Annotated in this window: 22 protein-coding genes; 20 read left to right on the forward strand and 2 right to left on the reverse strand. The window is 35.6% G+C overall.

The genetic code is table 11. The annotated features are described in order from the left end of the window. Positions 1–56 precede the first annotated feature (56 nt). The 16 genes from EAG08_RS21835 to EAG08_RS04465 all read left to right on the forward strand — a co-directional run bounded on the left by EAG08_RS21835 (position 57) and on the right by EAG08_RS04465 (position 13,754). Complete coding sequence (locus tag EAG08_RS21835) at positions 57–593, forward strand: helix-turn-helix domain-containing protein (RefSeq protein WP_228446768.1); 537 nt, start codon at positions 57–59, stop codon at positions 591–593. A 91-nt stretch (positions 594–684) separates the two neighbouring features. Beyond that, complete coding sequence (locus EAG08_RS04395) at positions 685–1,224, forward strand: DUF3575 domain-containing protein (protein ID WP_129534397.1); 540 nt, start codon at positions 685–687, stop codon at positions 1,222–1,224. A gap of 259 nt (positions 1,225–1,483) precedes the next feature. Further along, positions 1,484–1,957, forward strand: a complete 474-nt coding sequence (locus tag EAG08_RS04400; protein WP_129534398.1) for a Dps family protein — start codon at positions 1,484–1,486, stop codon at positions 1,955–1,957. Positions 1,958–2,025: 68 nt separating this feature from the next. Continuing rightward, the gene (locus EAG08_RS04405; RefSeq protein ID WP_129534399.1) at positions 2,026–2,721 is read left to right on the forward strand and encodes a LytR/AlgR family response regulator transcription factor; all 696 of its coding nucleotides are present in this window, start codon (positions 2,026–2,028) and stop codon (positions 2,719–2,721) included. A gap of 248 nt (positions 2,722–2,969) precedes the next feature. After that, positions 2,970–5,177 (forward strand): hybrid sensor histidine kinase/response regulator, encoded by a 2,208-nt coding sequence (locus EAG08_RS04410; protein ID WP_129534400.1) that lies wholly within the window; start codon positions 2,970–2,972, stop codon positions 5,175–5,177. A gap of 132 nt (positions 5,178–5,309) precedes the next feature. Then, positions 5,310–6,107, forward strand: a complete 798-nt coding sequence (locus EAG08_RS04415) for an SDR family NAD(P)-dependent oxidoreductase (protein ID WP_129534401.1) — start codon at positions 5,310–5,312, stop codon at positions 6,105–6,107. 19 nt (positions 6,108–6,126) lie between these two features. After that, positions 6,127–6,372 carry a hypothetical protein gene (locus tag EAG08_RS04420; RefSeq protein WP_129534402.1) on the forward strand — a complete coding sequence of 82 codons (246 nt, stop codon included), beginning with the start codon at positions 6,127–6,129 and terminating at the stop codon, positions 6,370–6,372. 63 nt (positions 6,373–6,435) lie between these two features. Then, positions 6,436–7,332, forward strand: coding sequence for a helix-turn-helix domain-containing protein (locus EAG08_RS04425; protein WP_129534403.1), 897 nt, complete (start codon positions 6,436–6,438; stop codon positions 7,330–7,332). A gap of 43 nt (positions 7,333–7,375) precedes the next feature. Then, positions 7,376–7,927, forward strand: coding sequence for an antibiotic biosynthesis monooxygenase (locus EAG08_RS04430; RefSeq protein WP_164998525.1), 552 nt, complete (start codon positions 7,376–7,378; stop codon positions 7,925–7,927). Between the two features lie 182 nt (positions 7,928–8,109). Then, complete coding sequence (locus tag EAG08_RS04435; protein ID WP_129534405.1) at positions 8,110–8,667, forward strand: hypothetical protein; 558 nt, start codon at positions 8,110–8,112, stop codon at positions 8,665–8,667. Between the two features lie 474 nt (positions 8,668–9,141). Further along, positions 9,142–10,080, forward strand: coding sequence for a cupin domain-containing protein (locus tag EAG08_RS04440; protein WP_228446913.1), 939 nt, complete (start codon positions 9,142–9,144; stop codon positions 10,078–10,080). A gap of 42 nt (positions 10,081–10,122) precedes the next feature. Next, the gene (locus EAG08_RS04445; protein WP_129534406.1) at positions 10,123–10,857 is read left to right on the forward strand and encodes a M17 family peptidase N-terminal domain-containing protein; all 735 of its coding nucleotides are present in this window, start codon (positions 10,123–10,125) and stop codon (positions 10,855–10,857) included. Between the two features lie 24 nt (positions 10,858–10,881). Next, positions 10,882–11,586, forward strand: a complete 705-nt coding sequence (locus EAG08_RS04450) for a YoaK family protein (protein ID WP_129534407.1) — start codon at positions 10,882–10,884, stop codon at positions 11,584–11,586. A gap of 4 nt (positions 11,587–11,590) precedes the next feature. After that, on the forward strand, positions 11,591–12,052 hold the full coding sequence (locus EAG08_RS04455) for a redoxin domain-containing protein (protein ID WP_129534408.1): 462 nt from the start codon (positions 11,591–11,593) through the stop codon (positions 12,050–12,052). A 3-nt stretch (positions 12,053–12,055) separates the two neighbouring features. Then, positions 12,056–12,574: a DsbA family protein gene (locus EAG08_RS04460; protein WP_129534409.1), complete on the forward strand. Its 519-nt coding sequence runs from the start codon at positions 12,056–12,058 to the stop codon at positions 12,572–12,574. 358 nt (positions 12,575–12,932) lie between these two features. Continuing rightward, complete coding sequence (locus EAG08_RS04465; protein ID WP_129534410.1) at positions 12,933–13,754, forward strand: alpha/beta fold hydrolase; 822 nt, start codon at positions 12,933–12,935, stop codon at positions 13,752–13,754. A gap of 99 nt (positions 13,755–13,853) precedes the next feature. On the opposite strand, the gene EAG08_RS04470 is transcribed toward EAG08_RS04465, so the two are convergent. Then, positions 13,854–14,072 carry a hypothetical protein gene (locus EAG08_RS04470; protein WP_129534411.1) on the reverse strand — a complete coding sequence of 73 codons (219 nt, stop codon included), beginning with the start codon at positions 14,070–14,072 and terminating at the stop codon, positions 13,854–13,856. A 237-nt stretch (positions 14,073–14,309) separates the two neighbouring features. Here EAG08_RS04470 and EAG08_RS04475 point away from each other — a divergent pair, with 237 nt between their 5' ends. From EAG08_RS04475 to EAG08_RS04485, 3 genes are all read left to right on the forward strand, one after another. Continuing rightward, positions 14,310–14,597, forward strand: coding sequence for a DUF3817 domain-containing protein (locus tag EAG08_RS04475; protein WP_129534412.1), 288 nt, complete (start codon positions 14,310–14,312; stop codon positions 14,595–14,597). 246 nt (positions 14,598–14,843) lie between these two features. After that, complete coding sequence (locus EAG08_RS04480) at positions 14,844–15,422, forward strand: hypothetical protein (protein WP_129534413.1); 579 nt, start codon at positions 14,844–14,846, stop codon at positions 15,420–15,422. Between the two features lie 81 nt (positions 15,423–15,503). Continuing rightward, the gene (locus tag EAG08_RS04485; protein ID WP_129534414.1) at positions 15,504–16,199 is read left to right on the forward strand and encodes an ABC transporter ATP-binding protein; all 696 of its coding nucleotides are present in this window, start codon (positions 15,504–15,506) and stop codon (positions 16,197–16,199) included. 53 nt (positions 16,200–16,252) lie between these two features. Here the strand turns inward: EAG08_RS04485 and EAG08_RS04490 are convergent, their stop codons facing one another. After that, the gene (locus EAG08_RS04490) at positions 16,253–18,190 is read right to left on the reverse strand and encodes an SPFH domain-containing protein (RefSeq protein ID WP_129534415.1); all 1,938 of its coding nucleotides are present in this window, start codon (positions 18,188–18,190) and stop codon (positions 16,253–16,255) included. A 485-nt stretch (positions 18,191–18,675) separates the two neighbouring features. On the opposite strand from EAG08_RS04490, the gene EAG08_RS04495 reads away from it, so the two are divergent. After that, positions 18,676–19,125 carry a hypothetical protein gene (locus EAG08_RS04495; protein ID WP_129534416.1) on the forward strand — a complete coding sequence of 150 codons (450 nt, stop codon included), beginning with the start codon at positions 18,676–18,678 and terminating at the stop codon, positions 19,123–19,125. Positions 19,126–19,190: the final 65 nt, after the last annotated feature.

Raw genomic sequence — 19,190 nt, forward strand, 5'->3', positions numbered from 1 at the left:
TTTGGCTTATTACCGCTCTAGCGGGTTTACTTTTAAACTATGACATTTCTTCTACTATGAGTGTATTGGCTTTATGCGCAACATTCGTCATTCATTGGATTGCTTATATTGGTATTTACAAATATAAATTGGCCAAAAATAAAGAGGCTATCTACAATTTTTTAAATAATGATTCAGCTATTCCGTATCCCAATCTGCAAATTGTAGAAAATAGTACACCACAAGAATATAAAGAATCTATCTCTATAACGGCAGATAATCTTTATTTTCAAAAACTAGAGCTTCTTTGCAAAGATCAGCACATCTATACCGACAGTACATTAAACAGAGAAAAAGTAGCTGAAAAATTAGGCATAAGTGCAGGATATGTTTCACAAATTGTAAACACGATAACAGGAGACAATTTTGCCCATTATATCAATCAATATCGCGTGGAAGCTGTCAAAGAAATGATATCAGATCCGGAATATGAAAACTATACTTTGTTGACAATGGGATTAGAATCTGGATTTACATCAAAAACGACTTTTTACAATGCCTTTAAAAAAGTTACCGGTCAAACACCCAATGAATATAAAAACACCACCAAATAAGTACCATTTTCTCCAGTTTTAAGCTTTTGAAACCCGTTCTAATTTGAATTATTTGAGTTTTGCACTTAAAATAATTCAAATTAACTTTTTTATGAAAAAGAACTTTTTACTACTCATCATTTTGTTTGTTTTTTGCTCTGTCAATGCTCAAAATGAAACTGACGCAAATCCTTATCAGAAGAACAATGAAATTAAACTGAATCTTATCTCGCCGTTATTCGGTGCTGTGGAAGCAGGTTTTGAACGGCATCTCAACAAAAACTCATCACTAGGGATTTCTGCATTTTTTGTTTACGATGATACAAAAGATGAGGATACGAATTACTACGTTTCCCCCTATTACAGATATTATTTTGGAAAAAAATATGCTTCCGGATTTTTTGTCGAAGGATTTGGAATGTTCACTTCTATTGATGGAAAAAAAATATACGCAGCAGACCAAATAACATTCACTGAAAATAAAGATGTTTACGATGTTGTGCTGGGTGCTGGTCTTGGCTATAAAATAGTCACAAAAAAAGGATTGGTTTTTGAAGCCAACGCAGCTTACGGAAAACTTTTGTTCAATGCAGACAAAACTGATCATACTGTGGTTGCAAAGTTTGGATTGAGTATTGGTTATCGATTTTAATACCAACTATATTGAAAACTAAGGCATAACAAGGCTTTTGTTTGTGGTGGATAAATTACAGAACTGAAGAATGAAGAAAATCCTGACGAGAGTTGGGATTTGTTTTTGTAAATGTTTACCAATACATAGAAATCATTTTTTAGCAATTCCAACGACCCTTTTTGCCCGTTCACCGAAAAATCCATCATTTTCATAAGATTCCTGCAGACCTTTACACAAGAATTAGAGCAATAAAGCTTTAAACTTAAAATCTTATCTTATGAAAACTCACATCGGAATTACAGAAAAAAACACAGAAGCAGTTGCAGATCAATTGGCAAAATTATTAGCTGACGAAACTGTACTTTACATCAAAACCCGAAACGCACACTGGAACGTGACTGGCGACAATTTCCACGCAAATCACATCTTCTTCGAAGAACAATACAAACAATTGGATGAATTGATTGACAGTGTTGCAGAACGAATGCGTAAAATCGGACATTATGCACCAGCAACCATGAAAATGTATCTTGAACTCACCCATCTTACAGAATACAGCGAAAGAACAAACGATGGACTTGGCTTTATGAAAGACCTTTTAAAAGACCACGAAAGCATCATCGATTTTATCCGTGGAAACATCACCCCTTTTGCAGAAGAATATAAAGATTATGGCAGCAGCGATTTTATAACAGGTTTGATGGAAACACACGAAGAAATGGCCTGGATGATCCGTTCATACTTCAGATAATCGCTTTCCGAAGTTTCAAAATAAAAAAGGAATAATTATATTTGTGTCAACCATAATGAACTATTCCTATGAAAGCTTTAATTGTCGATGATAATGACATTGCAAGAACAACGTTGGCGCATTTGGCAAAGCAGATTCCGAACCTTACAATTGTCAGCGAATATTCTAATGCGATAGAAGCTTATAATCATTTGCAGAATAATGAAATTGACCTGATATTTCTCGACATAGAAATGCCGGAAATGACCGGAATCGAACTCACCAAAAACCTTTCCGGAAAAGATATTATCATCATTTTTACGTCTTCCAACAAAGAATACGCACTCGAAGCTTTCGAACTCAATATCGCAGATTATATCCTGAAACCCGTAATGCCGGCAAGATTTTTACAGGCAGTAAGCAAAGCTCAGGCAATTCTCGAAAGCAGAAAAGAAGATGTAGAAGTCACCAAAGATGAGTTCCTTTTCGTCCGGGATTCCAATATCACAAGGCGTTTGAAGCTGGACGATATTTTTTATGCAGAAGCAATGGGCGATTATGTAAAATTCTACACAAGAGAAAAAATGTTCGCCATCCACGGCAAAATGAAAACTGCAGAAGAACGCTTACCAAAAGACCATTTCATCAGAGTTCATCGCTCTTACATCGTTTCCGTCGGCAAGATAGACACGTTACAAGATGGCGGAATTATGATCAACGGAAAATTCATACCCGTTGCAGATGCTTACCGAAAGGCACTCAACACTAGGATGAATGTTTTTTAGACCTAATTAGGTTTTATCTATTATTTGGGCAGCTTAATCCGCCTTCCGCTCCCAATCTTTTTTGCAGACGATTTAAGATTAAATAGAACTTGAGAACAAGCAAAAAAGGATTTCCGCTCAAGTCGGGCTGCGACAATTCAACGTTCCAATTCGACTGTAAAAATTCCCCTCCCTTGGAGGGGTGGCGAAAATTCAAAGAATTTTTGACGGGGTGGTTAATCACAATTTTAAAATAAGTACAAACACTTATGAAAAATACATCTTCAGTAATGGGCAATAAACGCTTTGCATACTTGATTGTTTTGACATTCATTGCAGGTTCTATATTGTTGATTGCCGTTCAAATCAATTCAGCAAGAAATACGAAAGAGCTCATCAAAAACAACAATATCCTTCTGCACGAACTGAGTTCCAGCAACCACTTACGAGAAATCGACCGTGATATTTTAGGCGTAGAAAGTAGAATAAGAGCTTCCATTGCAACGAACGACACAACACACTTAAATGGGGTGGATCAAAAAATCGATGAGGTAGAAAACTTCCTAGATTCTCTTTCAAAAGACAATGCAGATGCTGAACAGAACAAGCTGATAAAAAGATTGGGCGTTCTGGCAATGGATAAAAAAATCGTCAAAGAAAAACTTTTGCATCGCTACCATTCAATCGGAGATATGGACGACCAGACTTCCATCGCCAATCCTAGAGCGAGAAAAATATCGAACGAAATCACAGACATTACCGCCAAGATTTACAAAAGTCGCCGACTTCAAATGGCAGACCTCAGCAAAAAAAATGCAGAAATGGGAAGTAAGGCCAAACTTTACGACATTTCTCTACTCGCTTTATTGGTTTTAAGTGGTTCTATCATTGGATTCCACATCATCCGACAGTTCAAAAGACAACATTTATTAATCAAAGAATTAGACGTTGCGGAGAAAAAAGCTTCAGTTGCCGCGCAAACCAAAGAAAATTTCCTCGCCAATATGAGCCACGAAATCCGAACACCTTTGAGCGGAATTTTGGGCTTTACCAACCTTTTACAGAAAAGACCTTTGGATGAGACTTCAAGGGAATTTGTTTCCTCAATCCAACGGTCGGGAGAAAATCTGATGGCAATTATTAATGATATTTTAGATTTATCAAAAATTGAAGCAGGAATGATGCGCATCACACCCGGAACATTCAGTATCAACGGATTGGTGAATTCTGTAGAAACATTTTTTGTTGAACGCGCCAAGGAAAAAGGATTAAAAATTTCGAGCAAAATAGACACTTCCATTCCGGATACTTTAATCGGTGATGCAACGAGACTGACGCAAATCTTGGTCAACCTCATCGGAAATGCCATCAAATTTACGCATCAGGGAAGCATTATTATTGAAATTTACAACAAACAACAATCTGAAAACGAAGTCATCATCGGCTTCAAAATTTCGGACACCGGAATTGGAATCGATAAAGAAAAACTGAACGAAGTTTTTGAAAGATTTAACCAAGGCGAAGATTCTACAACCCGAAATTACGGCGGAACAGGATTAGGTTTATCCATCGTAAAAAGCCTGATATTACTGCAAAACGGTGACATTGAAGTGACAAGCGAACAGGGAAAAGGAACGACTTTTAATTTTCATATTCCTTACGGGATTGCAAAAGAACAGCTCAATGTAATTCCTGCGGTTGATACCAATTATTTCAAAGACAAATCGAATACGCCGTTGCGTGTTTTGGTGGTTGACGACAATACTATCAATCAAAGTCTGATGAAACATCTTTTGCTGCAATGGAATATTGATTTCGATATTGTTTCTAACGGTCTAGAAGCTATTGAGCAATTGATCAATCAGACTTATGATTTGGTTTTGATGGATATTCAGATGCCAAAAATGGATGGCTACGCCGCAACCCAGCAAATTCGTGAAGTACTAAAATTAGATATTCCGATTATCGCAATGACCGCACACGCATTGGCGGGTGAATGCGAAAAATGCCTGAGCCGAGGAATGAATGAGTACATTTCTAAACCCATTAAAGAAGAAGAATTATTTAAATTAATCTCCAATTTTGGATTGCAGGAAAACGAAAAAACCGAAGTAAAAACTGAAGAAATCGCTTCTAATTATGAGTTCATAGACCTAACTTATATGAAGTCCATCAGCAATGGAGACAAGGATTTTGAAAAAACTGTGACGCAACAGTTTTTAGATAAAGTCCCTACTCATTTGCAGGAACTGAAACTGACTTATGAAAACAAAGATTTTAAATTGCTGAAATTGAGAGCCCACGATTTAAAATCGAGTGTAGCGATAATGGGTTTGCTTCCTTTATTAGAGAAGAAACTAGATATTTTGGAATTAACAACCGAAGAAAATCCGGCATCAGAAAAAGCTTTGGAAGAGTTGAAAGATATTTTGCTGAAATCGTTTTTCGAAACTAAATTATTTATACAATCCATTTAAAAATATTTTTAGCAACAGTTATCATTTTAACTCATCGTAAAAATGTATCATACCTTCCAACTTCTGTATAACTAAGGACCAACAGGTTTGTTTCATCTTTGCTTCATTAATTAATCAAACAAAATCGTTTTAATGAGCAAAACAATTTTAATTACAGGAGCATCGTCAGGATTTGGACTGATGCTTGCCAAAGACCTTCATCAAAAAGGTTTTAACGTAATCGGTACAAGCCGTGAATCGCAAAAATATCAAGGGAAATTTCCTTTTAAATTAATGAAACTTGATATTGACGATGACGCATCTATTCAGTTATTTGCAGAACAGATTACGACTGAAATAAAACGGATAGATGTATTAGTAAATAATGCTGGTTTTATGGTAACCGGAATTGCAGAGGAAACACCGATGGAAATTGCCAAACAGCAATTTGAAACTAATTTCTGGGGAACCGTAAAAGTGACCAATGCATTATTGCCAATTTTTAGAAAACAAAAATCTGGTCAAATCATTACCGTGAGTTCTATTGTCGGAATTATTGGCCCGCCCAATTTATCTTTTTATGCTGCATCTAAACACGCTGTGGAAGGTTATTTCAAATCATTGCGATTAGAACTGAATCAGTTTAATATCAAAGTGAGTGTTGTAGAGCCTGTTTGGTTTAAAACAAATCTCGGACGCAACGCAGTTTCATCTATAGGAAATTCCATTTCAGATTATAATGCTTATAGAAAGAAAGTAAATATCGTTACACAAAAAGGATTGGACGAAGCCGATTCTCCTGAAGCTGTAGTCAGTTCTATCACAAAACTGATTCAAACAAAAGAACCAAAATTCAGCAATCCGGTGGGAAAAATGTCTGGAATGATTGTATTTCTTCAAAAATTCGCACCAAAAATGTTTGAAAGCACAATGCTTAAAAGTGTAAAATAACAATGCTAAATTATTTATAATGAAAAGCGAAAAAATAATTACTCACGCAGAAATTACCATTAATCCTAAATTTTTGCAAGAAATTTTACCAAAAGCAAAGGAGACGAGAGAAAAAATACTGTTGGAACAAGGCTGCGAAACATTTATCTTAACAACAAAAAAGAAAATGAAAACACATTGGTTATTTTTGCAGTTTATACTTCTCAACAAACTTATGCTTGGCATTTGGAACAGGATTATGTTAAAAGTTTCTTCGGCTTTTTAGATGGAAAATTGGAAAATGTACCAGTCGTAACTTATTTGGAAGAGGTCTAAAATCATCATAAAAATGAAGCATTACAAAACAATTACCGAACTCTACACTGCCAATGGATTTCCGCCGCCGGAAAATCCGATGTTGGGTTTGGTAACATTTGAAGATATCAAAGGTTGTCAATTTGTAGAAACAGAATTCACTTTAGGCTTTTATAAAATCGCTTTAAAAAAAGTGAAATCAGGAAACGTAATGTATGGCAAAACAAAGTACGACCACGAAAACGGTTCTATGTTTTTCCTTAGACCCAATCAAATTGTGCAGATGAACGATATCGAACTTACCGAGAAAGGTTTTATGATTTATGTTCACGAAGACTTTTTAGTCAATCATCCGTTGCATTCCAGCATTCAGAAATACGGTTATTTTGATTATGAAACAGATGAGGCATTGCATATTTCGCCGAGCGAAGAAGATACACTTTGGGATTTATTTAATAAAATGAGGGGCGAGTATTACAACAATCAGGATGAGTATAGTCGTGATATTATGTTGACTCATATTGATTCCATTTTAAAATATTCACAAAGATATTACAAGCGTCAGTTTCTCAATAGAACTGTAATTTCGGGGACTACGGTTTCGAAATTTACCAATTATTTAAAAGTGTATTTTGATAGTGGAAAATTAAAAGAAAACGGATTGCCAACCGTAAAATATCTTGCATCAGAATTATCTCTATCTCCAAGATATTTGAGTGATTTATTGAAGCAGGAAACAGGCAAAACAGCATTGGAACATATTCATATTGCATTGGTAATGGAAGCGAAAAACTTGTTAATGAGCACTGAAAAAACCGTTGCCGAAACTGCCTATGAATTAGGTTTCGAAAATCCGCCTTATTTCTCGAGGCTTTTTAAAAAAGAAGTTGGCGTTACCCCAACTGAGTATAGAGAACAGTTTTTGAATTAATATAAATCAGCTTTACAATATATTAACTAGTAAAATCAAAATTATGGAAACTCAAGGCGCATCTGTTGTAATCACCCATCACGTTATCGACGGAAAACAGCCTGAATATGAAAAATGGCTGGACGAAATTCTGCCGGTTTCCAAGAGTGCCAAAGGTTTTATTGATTGGCAAATCGTCCGCCCGATTCCGAATCTGACTTTTGCTTATACGGTCATTATCCGCTTTGACACCATTGATAATCTCAGAAACTGGATGGAATCTGACGCCAGAAAAAAGCTGATTGACAAAGCGCATCCGTTATTCACAAAAGAAGACAATTACGAAATCAAATCCGGTCTTGATTTTCTATTTTATGGTGAAAAATCAGATGTCAAAGTTCCGGTTCGCTGGAAACAATATTTAGCAACCTGGTCAGCGATTTTTCCTTTATCATTGCTGATGCAATTGGTTTTATTACCGGGTTTGCGACTCATTGATATTCCTGCCAATCGGTATTTTGATACGTTGGTGAGTACGGGCTGTCTGGTTTTTCTGGTGATTTATGTGGTGATGCCGAATTATACGAAGCTGATTAGGAAGTGGCTTTATAAATAATAATTAATTTGACAGATAAATTCAAATTCACTGGAACACAGTGAATTTTTTTTAAAACAATCTTAGACATTCCTCATTTAACGACATTTTCTGCCTATTCATCGAACACCAATTGATTTTGCACTGAGTTGCTTGTAGCTTTACATCATCAAATTAATACAAACAATTTAAATCAAAAAAACATGGAAATCCTACAAACCCCAGAAAACGCACTGTCTCATTCTATAGTTACAGCAATCATCAATGCTCCAATCGAAAAAGTAAACATCGCAGATTGGTTACTCAACCTTCCTGATGCAGAATATCAACGTTGCTCCACTCAACACATCGGTGCGGCAATCTCTTCAACTTACGAGGGCGAACCAGTTTCATTAAATGTTGAAACCATCGGAGATGCATTAATGGTTCAACATTATGTTGCCGTTGTTCACCGTCCGGATTACTGCAGAATGTTATCAATTTCAGATTCAATTACACAAAACGGCCGTACCAAAGTTCAAGTTTTATGGGAACTGAAAGCCACTAAAATTGATGACAACACCACGTTGTACACCAACGAAATTCATGCAACCGCAACATCTGAAATGTTCGAATATTTGAAAGAACATAACATTAATCTTGCGGATGCTGCCGCTTCCAGACAAGCCTCTTCCGACGCTCACAATCACGAAGAAACGCCCAACTTTGCAAAAAGTATCGAAAACAAGGCGTTGACAGGTAAATACAATCAGCCTTTTTAATTTTTAATAACATATCGCTTATAAGAATCATTGGAGTTTTCCAGTGATTTTTTATTTAAATATTTTTAATTTTTTGCTTTTAGATTTGCTTGATAGAGCTGGTTTTTAATCAAACTTTTTTTTATTTTCCTTTTAAAGATAATAGCCACGAATACACGAATTAATTTATTGTTAGACTTAAATTTCGATTTCGATTTTAAAAAATTCGTGCATTCGTGGCATCCTATAAATTCATCAACTATTCCTTTCAAATTCCCACCGACTCATTTTGCCTATTCACCGAAAACCACTTTAAAATCCTTCGATTCCGTGGTAGCTTTACAGTAGAAATAAAGACAAACTATTATTAATTATAAAAATTACCATTATGAAAACTGAATCACTTAGCTTCAAATACGAGCTTGAAAAAAAGAACCAAGAACTAATGACGGCGGAACTACAAGAGGCGCATCTGTAAAAGATTTCCCTGCTTCTATAGGCATTGCAGGTGTTTCTATGAGACTGCAACCGGGAAGTATGAGAGAATTGCACTGGCACGCCAACGCTGCAGAATGGGCGTATGTGATTTCAGGAACCGTTCGTACAACGATTATCCATCCGGACGGTCACAGCTACACAGATAATTTTGAACCGGGCGATGTCTGGTATTTTCCAAAGGGTTACGGACACTCAATTCAGGCGACGGGAACAGAAGAATGTCATTTCATTTTGATTTTTGATAACGGTAATTTTTCCGAAGACCACACGTTCAGCGTGACTGATTTTGTTTCGTCTGTACCACCCGAAATCGTTGCTCAGAATTTAAATTTAACATTAGAAGAAGTGGCAGCTTTACCTCAAAAAGAAGCCTACTTCGCAGCGGGAATTGTTCCTGACGAGATGTCTTTCGTTGCTGAAGCTCGCCCAAATGAATCTGATATAGAATTGACAAGTTTTCACCGTTATCCTTTGCATTCCCAACAGCCAAGAATCGTTCCGGGTGGAGGTTTACAAAGATTGGTTACAAGTAAAGAATTTCCTATCAGCAGTACGATGTCGGGTTCTATTTTAGAATTGCAGCCGGGCGCTTTGAGAGAAATGCACTGGCATCCCAATGCAGATGAATGGCAATATTTTATTTCAGGACAAGCGGAAATGTCGGTTTTCTTAGCAGAATCTACTTGCGTTACTGAGCAGTTTAATGCGGGAGATGTTGGCTATGTGCCGATGGGAGCAGGACATTACATCAAAAATACAGGCGACACAGTTTGCAAAATTCTAATTGGATTCAACTGCGGACATTATGAATCAATTGATTTGAGTCAGTGGCTTTCAGGAAATCCGAAAGATGTGGTGGTTACGAATTTCGGTTTGAAAGAAGGCGAAATTGAAAAATTCCCGACTGAGAAAATATTCATTCAGCCTAAGAAGTAAAGCTTTCTTCAATTTTAATTTAATTAAAAAAAATCACTAGTTATGAAATTATTAAATATCAAAAAAGCAGTTAAGGTTGGTTTATTAGCAACAGCACTTTTTGCAACGCCACAAATATATTTCGCCCAAACAACGGAGAAAACAGCAAGTGCAAACACATCCAAAATATGGGGGAAAGTGGACGGAATCGCCATCGAAGGAATGGTACAAGGGCCATCAACAGAGATCACACCTTTACAGATTGCCTGCGTTTTTGAATACACAGAAGGTGATATTTTTAATTCGCCACCCGCATTGCCAGAAGCCGTCAACGGAATGGTTCATCTTGATAAAAGCCTGAATGGCATCATCACAGAACTCAGAAAATCCGGAAAATTTGCAGGACATTCCTTGGAAACATTACTCATTACGCCTCCTTCAGGAACCATCGGTGCAAAGAAATTATTGCTTATCGGTTTAGGCGATCGGAAAAAATTCACACCCGAACTGATGCAGCAAGTTGCAAGTGTCGGAATGGAAGAAGCCCTAAGATTGGGCGTTACAAAATATGCATTTGCCACCGACCTGAAAGATGCAGGAATAGATTCGCCAACCGCAGAAGTTGCAGGATACGGCGTGACCGGAGCGATTAATGCTTACAGAACCCATGTTTATTTGAAAAGTAAAAAGATGTCTGCATTTAAGCCGATTGAGAAAATAACATTACTTGCGGGACCAGCATTTTTTACAACTGCAGGAGAAGGAATTACGAAAGCGATTTCAGCTTTTAATAAATAAACTATTCTCAATTAAGTTTTCAAAATGAAAAAGCTAATCATTTCTTCTACAAGCATTATTAATTCATCTGAGTCCATCAGAATACAAGAGAGATTGGTCATATTTTTAGCTTTGATTGCCGGATATATCGACGCAACAGGATTGATAGAATGGAAAACCTACGTCTCTTTTATGAGTGGAAATACAACTTCACTAGGAGCAGCCATTTCAACGGGTAAATCTGAAATCATCATTACATCAATTACAGTCATTAGTTGTTTTCTATTAGGAATTTATGCAGGAACCTGTCTGTCATTATGGAAGAGAATTAAGAACCAAATATTAACATTTTATCTTGTTTCAGGAATTCTCATTTTCTATACGATAATTGCTTATTTTTATAATATCAATAATTTGTCATCTATTGCAATTGTGGGATTTTCAATGGGAATGATGAATACGATCGTGACTTCTGTTGGAAACCAAAAAGTAAACACAGATTTCGTGACAGGAACTCTGAACAGCCTGGCAAGGAATACCGCAATGCTAAGTATGACGGATGATAAAGCGGAAAAAGTAGAATATAAATCCAACGCCTTTCATCTTTTGTTTTTGTGGATAGGATTTTTATCTGGTGCTTTTATCGCTCCTTTCCTACTCGATTATTTTGGAAAATGGACTTTGATGATTCCTGCTTTATTACTGATGATTTGTGGATTATTGATTTCAAAAATTAACTTTAAAAACTAATACTATGTTACAAAAAAACGATGTTGCCCCAGATTTTACATTGTACGCAACGCCAGACCAGAAAATTACACTTTCAGAATTCAAAGGAAAGAATGTCATCCTCGCTTTTTATCCCGCCGACTGGAGTCCGGTTTGCAGCGACCAGATGGCTTTGTACAATGAAACTTTGAAGTTTTTCAAGAAATATGATGCAGAGATTTTTGGAATTTCTGTGGACAGCAAATGGTGTCATCTGGCATTTGCTCAATCCAGAAATTTACACTTTCCTTTACTCGCAGACTTTGAAGCTAAAGGAGAAATTGCTAAAAAATATGGTGTTTACGATGATGAGGAAGGAGAATGCAAACGTGCACTGTTCGTCATCAACAAAGATGGTATTATCGAATGGAGTTATCTCTCGCCAACGGCCATCAATCCTGGCGCAGACGGAATTTTAGACGCTTTAGAAACCCTTAACACAAAATAAATTATGTCACTAAAACCAAACGTCAGCCAGACTGATCACGCACAAGGCAACTTAGAAGCCGACCTCGTTATCGTAGAATACGGCGATTATCAATGTCCATATTGTGGCGCTGCTTATCCGGTTCTGAAAGAATTGATGAGTCAGTTCGGAAGTCAAATCAAATTTGTTTTCAGAAACTTTCCTCTGTCCGAAATGCATCAATACGCAAGACCGGCGGCTATTGTAGCGGAAGCAGCCAATCTTCAGGGGAAATTCTGGGAAATGCACGATGCGATTTATGAAAATCAAAGAGAACTGAATGAAAATTTTCTGATGAAGCTAGCTGAAAAATTAAAGCTAAATATTCCGCAGTTTGAAAAAGATTTGGAAAGTACAGAATTGGCAGACAAAGTAGATTCAGATTTTGAAAGCGGAATTATGAGTGGCGTGAACGGTACACCTTCTTTCTTTGTGAATGGAAAGAAATTCGATGGTGGTGCGGAAGATTTGTTTGAGCTTTTAAGAGAGAATACTGAAAACTGAAGCACAAAAGATTTGTGACACTTAAGTAATTTTAAGTTTTTATGATAATGCAAATAAGAACACTTAAGCGAATGCTGAAATCAAGTCGTTTTCTATACTGAATCTGCAGCCCGACTTGAGTGGAGCTCTTTTTTGTCATTGCGATTGTACAAAAGTTCTACAGATTGCTTCACGTCATTCGCAATGACAAAAAAAGCGGGAACGGAAGGCGGATAAAGCTGCCCAAATAAAAAATATCAAAAATGTACGATATTAAACTAGATTAACGAGAAACGAACTGAACCATACTACATTTGCTAAAGAATTAAGACAACAAAATATTAAAATAAATTAATCACAACATTAAAAAATTAAAACAATGAGCACACTAAAATTAAAAGACGGAACAGAGATTTTTTACAAAGACCAAGGCGAAGGACCAACTTTAATGTTTCACCACGGATGGCCTTTGTCATCTGACGATTGGGATGCACAGGTTATTTTCTTCCTGCAAAGAGGTTACAGAGTGGTGACCCACGACAGAAGAGGTCACGGCCGTTCTAGCCAGGATATTTACAATCACACGATTGAGCAATATGCTTCTGATGCAGCTGAATTGGTAGAATTCTTAGATTTGAAAGATGTAGTTCACATCGGTCACTCTACAGGTGGTGGCGAAGTTATCCGATATGTGAATAAATATGCTAACGGAAGAGCGAAAAAAGCAGTTTTAATCAGTGCAGTTCCGCCAATTATGGTCGCGAGCGACAACAATCCTGACGGTGTTCCAATGTCTGTTTTTGATGGCATCAGAGACCAGACTTTGAACAACAGACAACAGTTTTACATCGATTTGACTTTCCCTTTCTACGGTTACAACAGAGAAGGTGCAGACGTGAAAGAAGGCGTACAGAGAAACTGGTGGAGACAAGGAATGATGGGCGGAATCGTTGCTCATTATGACGGAATCAAAGCGTTTTCTGAAACTAATTTTACAGAAGATTTGAAAGCTACGGAAATTCCGGTTTTGGTGCTTCACGGTGAAGATGACCAGATTGTTCCTTACCAAAATGCCGCTTTGAAATCAATTAAATTGTTGAAAAACGGAACTTTGAAAACATATCCTGGTTTCCCTCACGGAATGCCGACTACGCAAGCTCCGACTATTAATAAAGATCTTTTGGAGTTTATTGAGGCTTAAAATCTAGTTGTTTAAATAAATATTAAAAGGGTGAGCCTAATGGTTCACCCTTTATTTTGTTATAAATAAATCATGAAAAACTCGTATTTTAATTCAGCATCAGGCAGAATATGCGGCTCTATTGAGATAAACATTTTTCCCTGAAATGGAATTTTTGGATAAGCTATAAATAATCTCAACCGTAAAGCTGGAAAATTCATACAGCATATTCTTTGTGTTACTCACAGTATTTTCACTGATTATTCTTCCTTTACTCAACACCATGTCAAATTGAGTCTTATCTGGTAAATTTGTAAAATCGTAGTAAGAAATATCCATCGTATTGTTTTTATGATTAAAGTTTATTTATCGCTTTGGTTTTTACTATACAACTTATCAACCAAAAATTAGAAACAACTAAACAAAAACTAAAATTTGATTTATTTTAAATAAAAACTTGCTAGTTTGGTCTTTACGGTGAGAGTCTTTAATTTTTTACAAAAACATATATTTGTAAATTTCATCAGAATAAGCTATTATTGTCGCAACATTCACCTGTCGAAAATTTTATTTTGTATGATCAATATCTATCGTAAAACAGCTCTTATTGAAGGCGTCTCCTACTTGATTTTACTTTTTATTGCGATGCCGTTAAAGTATATTTTTAATATTTCGGAAGCTGTGAAATATTTTGGATGGATACATGGAGTGTTATTTCTTGTTTTTATGGTTATTCTCATCGCAACAGCACTAAAGTACAAATGGAATCTTGTAAGGGTTATTATCTACACAATAGGTTCTGTTTTGCCTTTCGTACCTTTTATATTAGATAAAAAATTAAAAGAAGAGTATTCGCAAAGCTGATTCAGTGGCTAAAATTCAATAAAATTTTTATTATCTCGCACAAAAATAAAAGCACAGTTCAAAATATACTTAAGTACCTGTACTTCAATTTCAAAAAGAAAACGAGCAAATTAAAATTTCTTTCATCTCAATATTGAGAAAACCGAAGTCAAAAAAAAACGTTATTTTTGTGCCATAAAAAATTGTGGTTAATTGTAGAATAGCTAATTTAGCACTACCATATCACATTATATTAAAATACATCACATGAGAAAAATACTTCTACTATTCGCCTGCACGTTTGGCATATCTGCTTTTTCCCAGATTAAGGTGCTAAAAAATGAGACCTTGGTGGAAATTGGTAAAGAAAATTCGGTAGGCTTGTACAAAAAAGAAAACAGGTTCACATTCAATTACCAGGATATTAACACAAGTAATCTTAACACGTTCAGGTCATTTTCATTTTTAGACGTTAACAGTGACGTTAATGATCTTTACAAATTGATCACTGACGGCTTTATAGACCAACCTTCGGGCAATGTTACTTTGGAACTTCCAAATGATATCATTGAACTTCATTACGAAAAAAACTACGGTCAGCCTACCGTACAGTTTATTCAGTATATCAATAAGAACAAAAAATATGTTGGGAAATCTCAGTTTTTGAATAAGAAACAGATCGACAAAATTTTCGGAATTGGTTCGTCAAAATCTGCTTTGTACAAAAAATCTGTAGTCAGTAAAGCAAATACAGTTTCTAATGTGTCAAGTACAAACACTTACGTACCAGAAACAGCTGCTGTTGCTAATCCTACTCCGGCAAAGAAAAAGAAATCAAGAAAATAAATATTTATTTTTTAATAATACCTGAACTCATTCTTTACGAATGAGTTTTTTTATTTTATTTTTGTAAAAAGATTAACAATTATGTCTCTTCAAGTAATCAATTTAACCAAAAAGTTTGCCGAGCAAACTGCACTCAACAATATTAATATTTCAATTGAAAAAAACGAAATCATCGGTCTTCTCGGCCCAAACGGAGCCGGAAAATCTACACTGATGAAATCTATTGTAGGTGCTTTGAAAATTGATGAAGGTGAAATTATTTTTAACGAAAAAAACATTTCTGAAAACGAAATCGAAAGCAAGAAAAACATAGGTTTCCTTCCGGAAAACAATCCGCTGTATTTGGAGATGTATGTGAAAGAGTATCTGCAATTTGTTGCCAACATTCACAAAATTTCTGAAGCGAGAGTAGATGAAGTAATTGAATTGGTAGGAATTACTCCCGAAAAATCAAAGAAAATCGGACAGCTTTCTAAAGGCTATAAACAGAGAGTAGGTTTGGCTCAAGCAATTATTCACCAACCTGATCTATTGATTCTGGATGAACCTACAAACGGTCTTGATCCTAATCAAATTATTGAAATCAGAAACGTAGTAAAAGAAATCGGTAAAGAGAAAACAGTTTTGCTTTCTACCCACATTATGCAGGAGGTTGAAGCATTGTGTTCGAGAGTGATTTTGATTCACAAAGGAAATATTCTTCAGGATTGTGCAATTGAAGAATTTAAAGGAAAATTTGACAGTCTGGAGGAGGCTTTTGCGAGTTATACTGCTTAAAAAATAAAATAAAAATGCTCCATAATTTAGGAGCATTTTTATTTTATTAAAGTTTAAGAATTGTCATCTGTTTTTTCTTCAATTACTGAAACTGTTTCTACATTTTTCTTCTGTATTTGTTCCAAAAGCTGAAGTCCTAAAAGCCCACTAATTCCGCCATTTGCAGAATCTCCACTTCCTCCAATCAAAACTTCAGGCATAATTCTTACATTTTGACTGGCAATATTTTCCATGATTTTTAACTGAGTAAAGTTACTTCCACCCATCGCTTCTACAGATAATTTATACGACTCGGCATTCGACTTACCAATTGCCAGAATTTTTTCAGCTTCGGCGTTCCCTGTCAATGAAATTTGTTCAGCGTTTGCTTTTGCTAACAATTCAATTTTTTCTGATTCGGCTTTTGCGAGAAGTCTTGTTTTTTCGGCTTCACCTGTTGCTAGAAGTTTTAATCTGTCCCCTTCAGCATTGGCCTGTAATCTCACGGAATTGGCATCTCCGGTAGCTTTTTTCACCGATGCATCTGCTATTCTTTCAGCAATCCAAACTCCCTGATCTGCCTTTACTATTTCTTTCTGCATATCAGCAACTGCCGTTTCCTTTTCCAAAGCCTGGCGTGTTTCCTGAGCCAACATCTCTGTTTCGTAAGTAATTTTCTGCTCTTCTGCCAGTTTTCTGTCCGTTAAAGTTTTCATTAAACTTTCCGGAGGAACAATTGCACCGATCAAAGTATCGACTGCGTTGACATTATACTGTTCCAAAACGCTGCTGATATGATCTTTTGCGGATTGCTGTCTTTCTTTACGTGTTCCCAAGAAGGCAATTACATCACTATCCTGTGCAGAATTCCTGAAGTAATTCCCAATGGTTGGTTCCAAAACCTGACTTACAAGATTAATCATATTTCCAAAGCGGGCAATCACCTTTGGAGCTTCATACGTCGGAATATGAATAATTTGAGAAACATCAAGATTGAAAGGGAAACCGTCTTTACTTCGTACAGTAATCGTTGATAAATTTTTATCTAATTGGTGAGATTCGCTTCTTTCGTAGGCCCAGTTTAAGACTAAATTGGTTGTAGGAACAAGTTCAACTTTCATAATATAAGGGTTAATAGGGTATTTTCCCGGACCAATCGGTTCCGCCCAAACTCCTTTATGGCTTTTTTCAACAATATTGCCATGTTTAAAATCTACTCCGCTTAAATCTTTTCCGTCTTCGCCGACATAACTTATAATGACACCAACATGACCAATGGGAATTTCGGTCATTTTTACCATTTCAACTTTTGTAAACCATGGATTAAGGAAATACGAACCTGCCAAAATCACCTGTTCCTGAAGACCTTTGTAACCGCCACTATTTAAAAAAGTATCAACATCCTGAAATTTATTGTGATCCAAAATACTCTTTCCTGCAATCTGACCTTCTTCCAAAGGGCTTCCTTCCATCGTTGTAATCACTCCCACTGCATTATCGGGAATTTGGGTCATATCTGTTAATTCAATTTCAAATAATAAAGTATTTATTCTATAGGAACCCGGAGCAATAATTGCAGTTTGGCGACCTTTTCTTCCTCCTTTTCTTAAAAAAGCTTCAGCATCCTGAAAAGAATCACAGTCAACTTTTCTACCGAGAATCCTTCCAGTTTCAAGTTCCATACCGTCTTTTGCAAGTAATAAACCTATTTTCCCTGTAGGTATCACGATGAACGGCTGAAAGTCAATAGAATATTGCCATATCCATTTTGCAAAATATACTCCTGGAGCTAAAGTCTGAGCCTGAAAACCGGCTTCTCCATTGGTTGCAATAATTCTTCCTTCAGGAAGTTCCTGCTTCCCCACGAGTACGAATTTTTTGGTAACTAATCCTATTTTATCCTGAGGAACAATGATCAGTCCAAAGAAAATTCTTAAAATAAATTTGTAAAAAATTGCGCACAACAGTGCAATTACAGCCGGAATCATCCAGCCATGAAAACCTAATTCCATAGTTTGTTTGTTTGTTTTTTATTTAGATTAAATTTGAAAACGGAGATTGTGCTCTATTTTTCTGAATATGAAAAAAAGAATACGAATTATTTGATAATTCTTTCGAAAAAATTAAGAAATTGAAGGAGGAGAAGTATTAAAAATCGTGAATATGATTTCTGATACTCTTAGTAGAAAAAACTTAATGTTAATCAGTTTCATTTCAATGGTAAAGGAAAGAGATCCTTTTGTTGTACAAATGTACGTAAGAAAAATATTCACTTGTTTTGCAAAATGCAAATATTTTTCAAAACAAATTACAATCAATTGAAAATCAATATATTTATTTTCAATTGATTATAATTTTTAGCTTTAAGAAGGTAATTTTCAATTTTAATGAAGCCATAATTTGGCCAAAATAATCTTCTTATTATTTCAAAAATTACTTGAATTGGCTTTAAATTTGATAACACTTTGGTGAATAATCTTAAATAAAAACCAATACAATGATTAAGAAAATTATATTAGGCGCATGTTTACTGCCTGTTTTATCTTTTGCGAATATTAAAGATAATAATGATATCAATCCAAAGGAAAAAATCACCAATAACAGAGATAGAAATTCTCAAGAGAGAATTCCCAAAACGGTTATTATTAAAACTAAAAAGTTTAAAATAAAAATTGACAAACAACCCAACGGAAATTACCTTTATCAATCTTGGGGCGCCAATACAAAAATCTCAGCAAAACCAAGCATGATTATCTCCGACGGAGAAGTTACTCCCGATGGATCTGGTGGCAATTATTATTTCGAATTTAATAATAACGGAACACTTTATCAGGTTTGGAGAAATTATTTAACCAATTCTTCGAAAAAAGCGCCTTACACATTAGTAGTAATCGATGGAAACGGTGAAACCTTAGTAAGACAAGATGCGCAGGTTGTTAAAAATTAATTTAAACAAAAAATCCAATAATAATTCCTAATTTTCACGATTAGGAATTTTTTATTTTAAGAAAA

This window comes from Chryseobacterium sp. 3008163 (genome assembly GCF_003669035.1).
Lineage (GTDB): Bacteria > Bacteroidota > Bacteroidia > Flavobacteriales > Weeksellaceae > Chryseobacterium.

What these genes read in the sequence shown, in the direction of transcription:
- EAG08_RS04450 (WP_129534407.1), top strand. Translation starts at nt 10,882, where the DNA reads ATGAAAAAGCTAATCATTTCTTCTACAAGCATTATTAATTCATCTGAG.
- EAG08_RS04495 (WP_129534416.1), top strand. Translation starts at nt 18,676, where the DNA reads ATGATTAAGAAAATTATATTAGGCGCATGTTTACTGCCTGTTTTATCT.
- EAG08_RS21835 (WP_228446768.1), top strand. Translation starts at nt 57, where the DNA reads ATGAGTGTATTGGCTTTATGCGCAACATTCGTCATTCATTGGATTGCT.
- EAG08_RS04400 (WP_129534398.1), top strand. Translation starts at nt 1,484, where the DNA reads ATGAAAACTCACATCGGAATTACAGAAAAAAACACAGAAGCAGTTGCA.
- EAG08_RS04460 (WP_129534409.1), top strand. Translation starts at nt 12,056, where the DNA reads ATGTCACTAAAACCAAACGTCAGCCAGACTGATCACGCACAAGGCAAC.
- EAG08_RS04445 (WP_129534406.1), top strand. Translation starts at nt 10,123, where the DNA reads ATGAAATTATTAAATATCAAAAAAGCAGTTAAGGTTGGTTTATTAGCA.
- EAG08_RS04425 (WP_129534403.1), top strand. Translation starts at nt 6,436, where the DNA reads ATGAAGCATTACAAAACAATTACCGAACTCTACACTGCCAATGGATTT.
- EAG08_RS04455 (WP_129534408.1), top strand. Translation starts at nt 11,591, where the DNA reads ATGTTACAAAAAAACGATGTTGCCCCAGATTTTACATTGTACGCAACG.
- EAG08_RS04435 (WP_129534405.1), top strand. Translation starts at nt 8,110, where the DNA reads ATGGAAATCCTACAAACCCCAGAAAACGCACTGTCTCATTCTATAGTT.
- EAG08_RS04485 (WP_129534414.1), top strand. Translation starts at nt 15,504, where the DNA reads ATGTCTCTTCAAGTAATCAATTTAACCAAAAAGTTTGCCGAGCAAACT.
- EAG08_RS04410 (WP_129534400.1), top strand. Translation starts at nt 2,970, where the DNA reads ATGAAAAATACATCTTCAGTAATGGGCAATAAACGCTTTGCATACTTG.
- EAG08_RS04395 (WP_129534397.1), top strand. Translation starts at nt 685, where the DNA reads ATGAAAAAGAACTTTTTACTACTCATCATTTTGTTTGTTTTTTGCTCT.
- EAG08_RS04420 (WP_129534402.1), top strand. Translation starts at nt 6,127, where the DNA reads ATGAAAAGCGAAAAAATAATTACTCACGCAGAAATTACCATTAATCCT.
- EAG08_RS04490 (WP_129534415.1), bottom strand. Translation starts at nt 18,190, where the DNA reads ATGGAATTAGGTTTTCATGGCTGGATGATTCCGGCTGTAATTGCACTG.
- EAG08_RS04430 (WP_164998525.1), top strand. Translation starts at nt 7,376, where the DNA reads ATGGAAACTCAAGGCGCATCTGTTGTAATCACCCATCACGTTATCGAC.
- EAG08_RS04415 (WP_129534401.1), top strand. Translation starts at nt 5,310, where the DNA reads ATGAGCAAAACAATTTTAATTACAGGAGCATCGTCAGGATTTGGACTG.
- EAG08_RS04465 (WP_129534410.1), top strand. Translation starts at nt 12,933, where the DNA reads ATGAGCACACTAAAATTAAAAGACGGAACAGAGATTTTTTACAAAGAC.
- EAG08_RS04480 (WP_129534413.1), top strand. Translation starts at nt 14,844, where the DNA reads ATGAGAAAAATACTTCTACTATTCGCCTGCACGTTTGGCATATCTGCT.
- EAG08_RS04405 (WP_129534399.1), top strand. Translation starts at nt 2,026, where the DNA reads ATGAAAGCTTTAATTGTCGATGATAATGACATTGCAAGAACAACGTTG.
- EAG08_RS04475 (WP_129534412.1), top strand. Translation starts at nt 14,310, where the DNA reads ATGATCAATATCTATCGTAAAACAGCTCTTATTGAAGGCGTCTCCTAC.
- EAG08_RS04470 (WP_129534411.1), bottom strand. Translation starts at nt 14,072, where the DNA reads ATGGATATTTCTTACTACGATTTTACAAATTTACCAGATAAGACTCAA.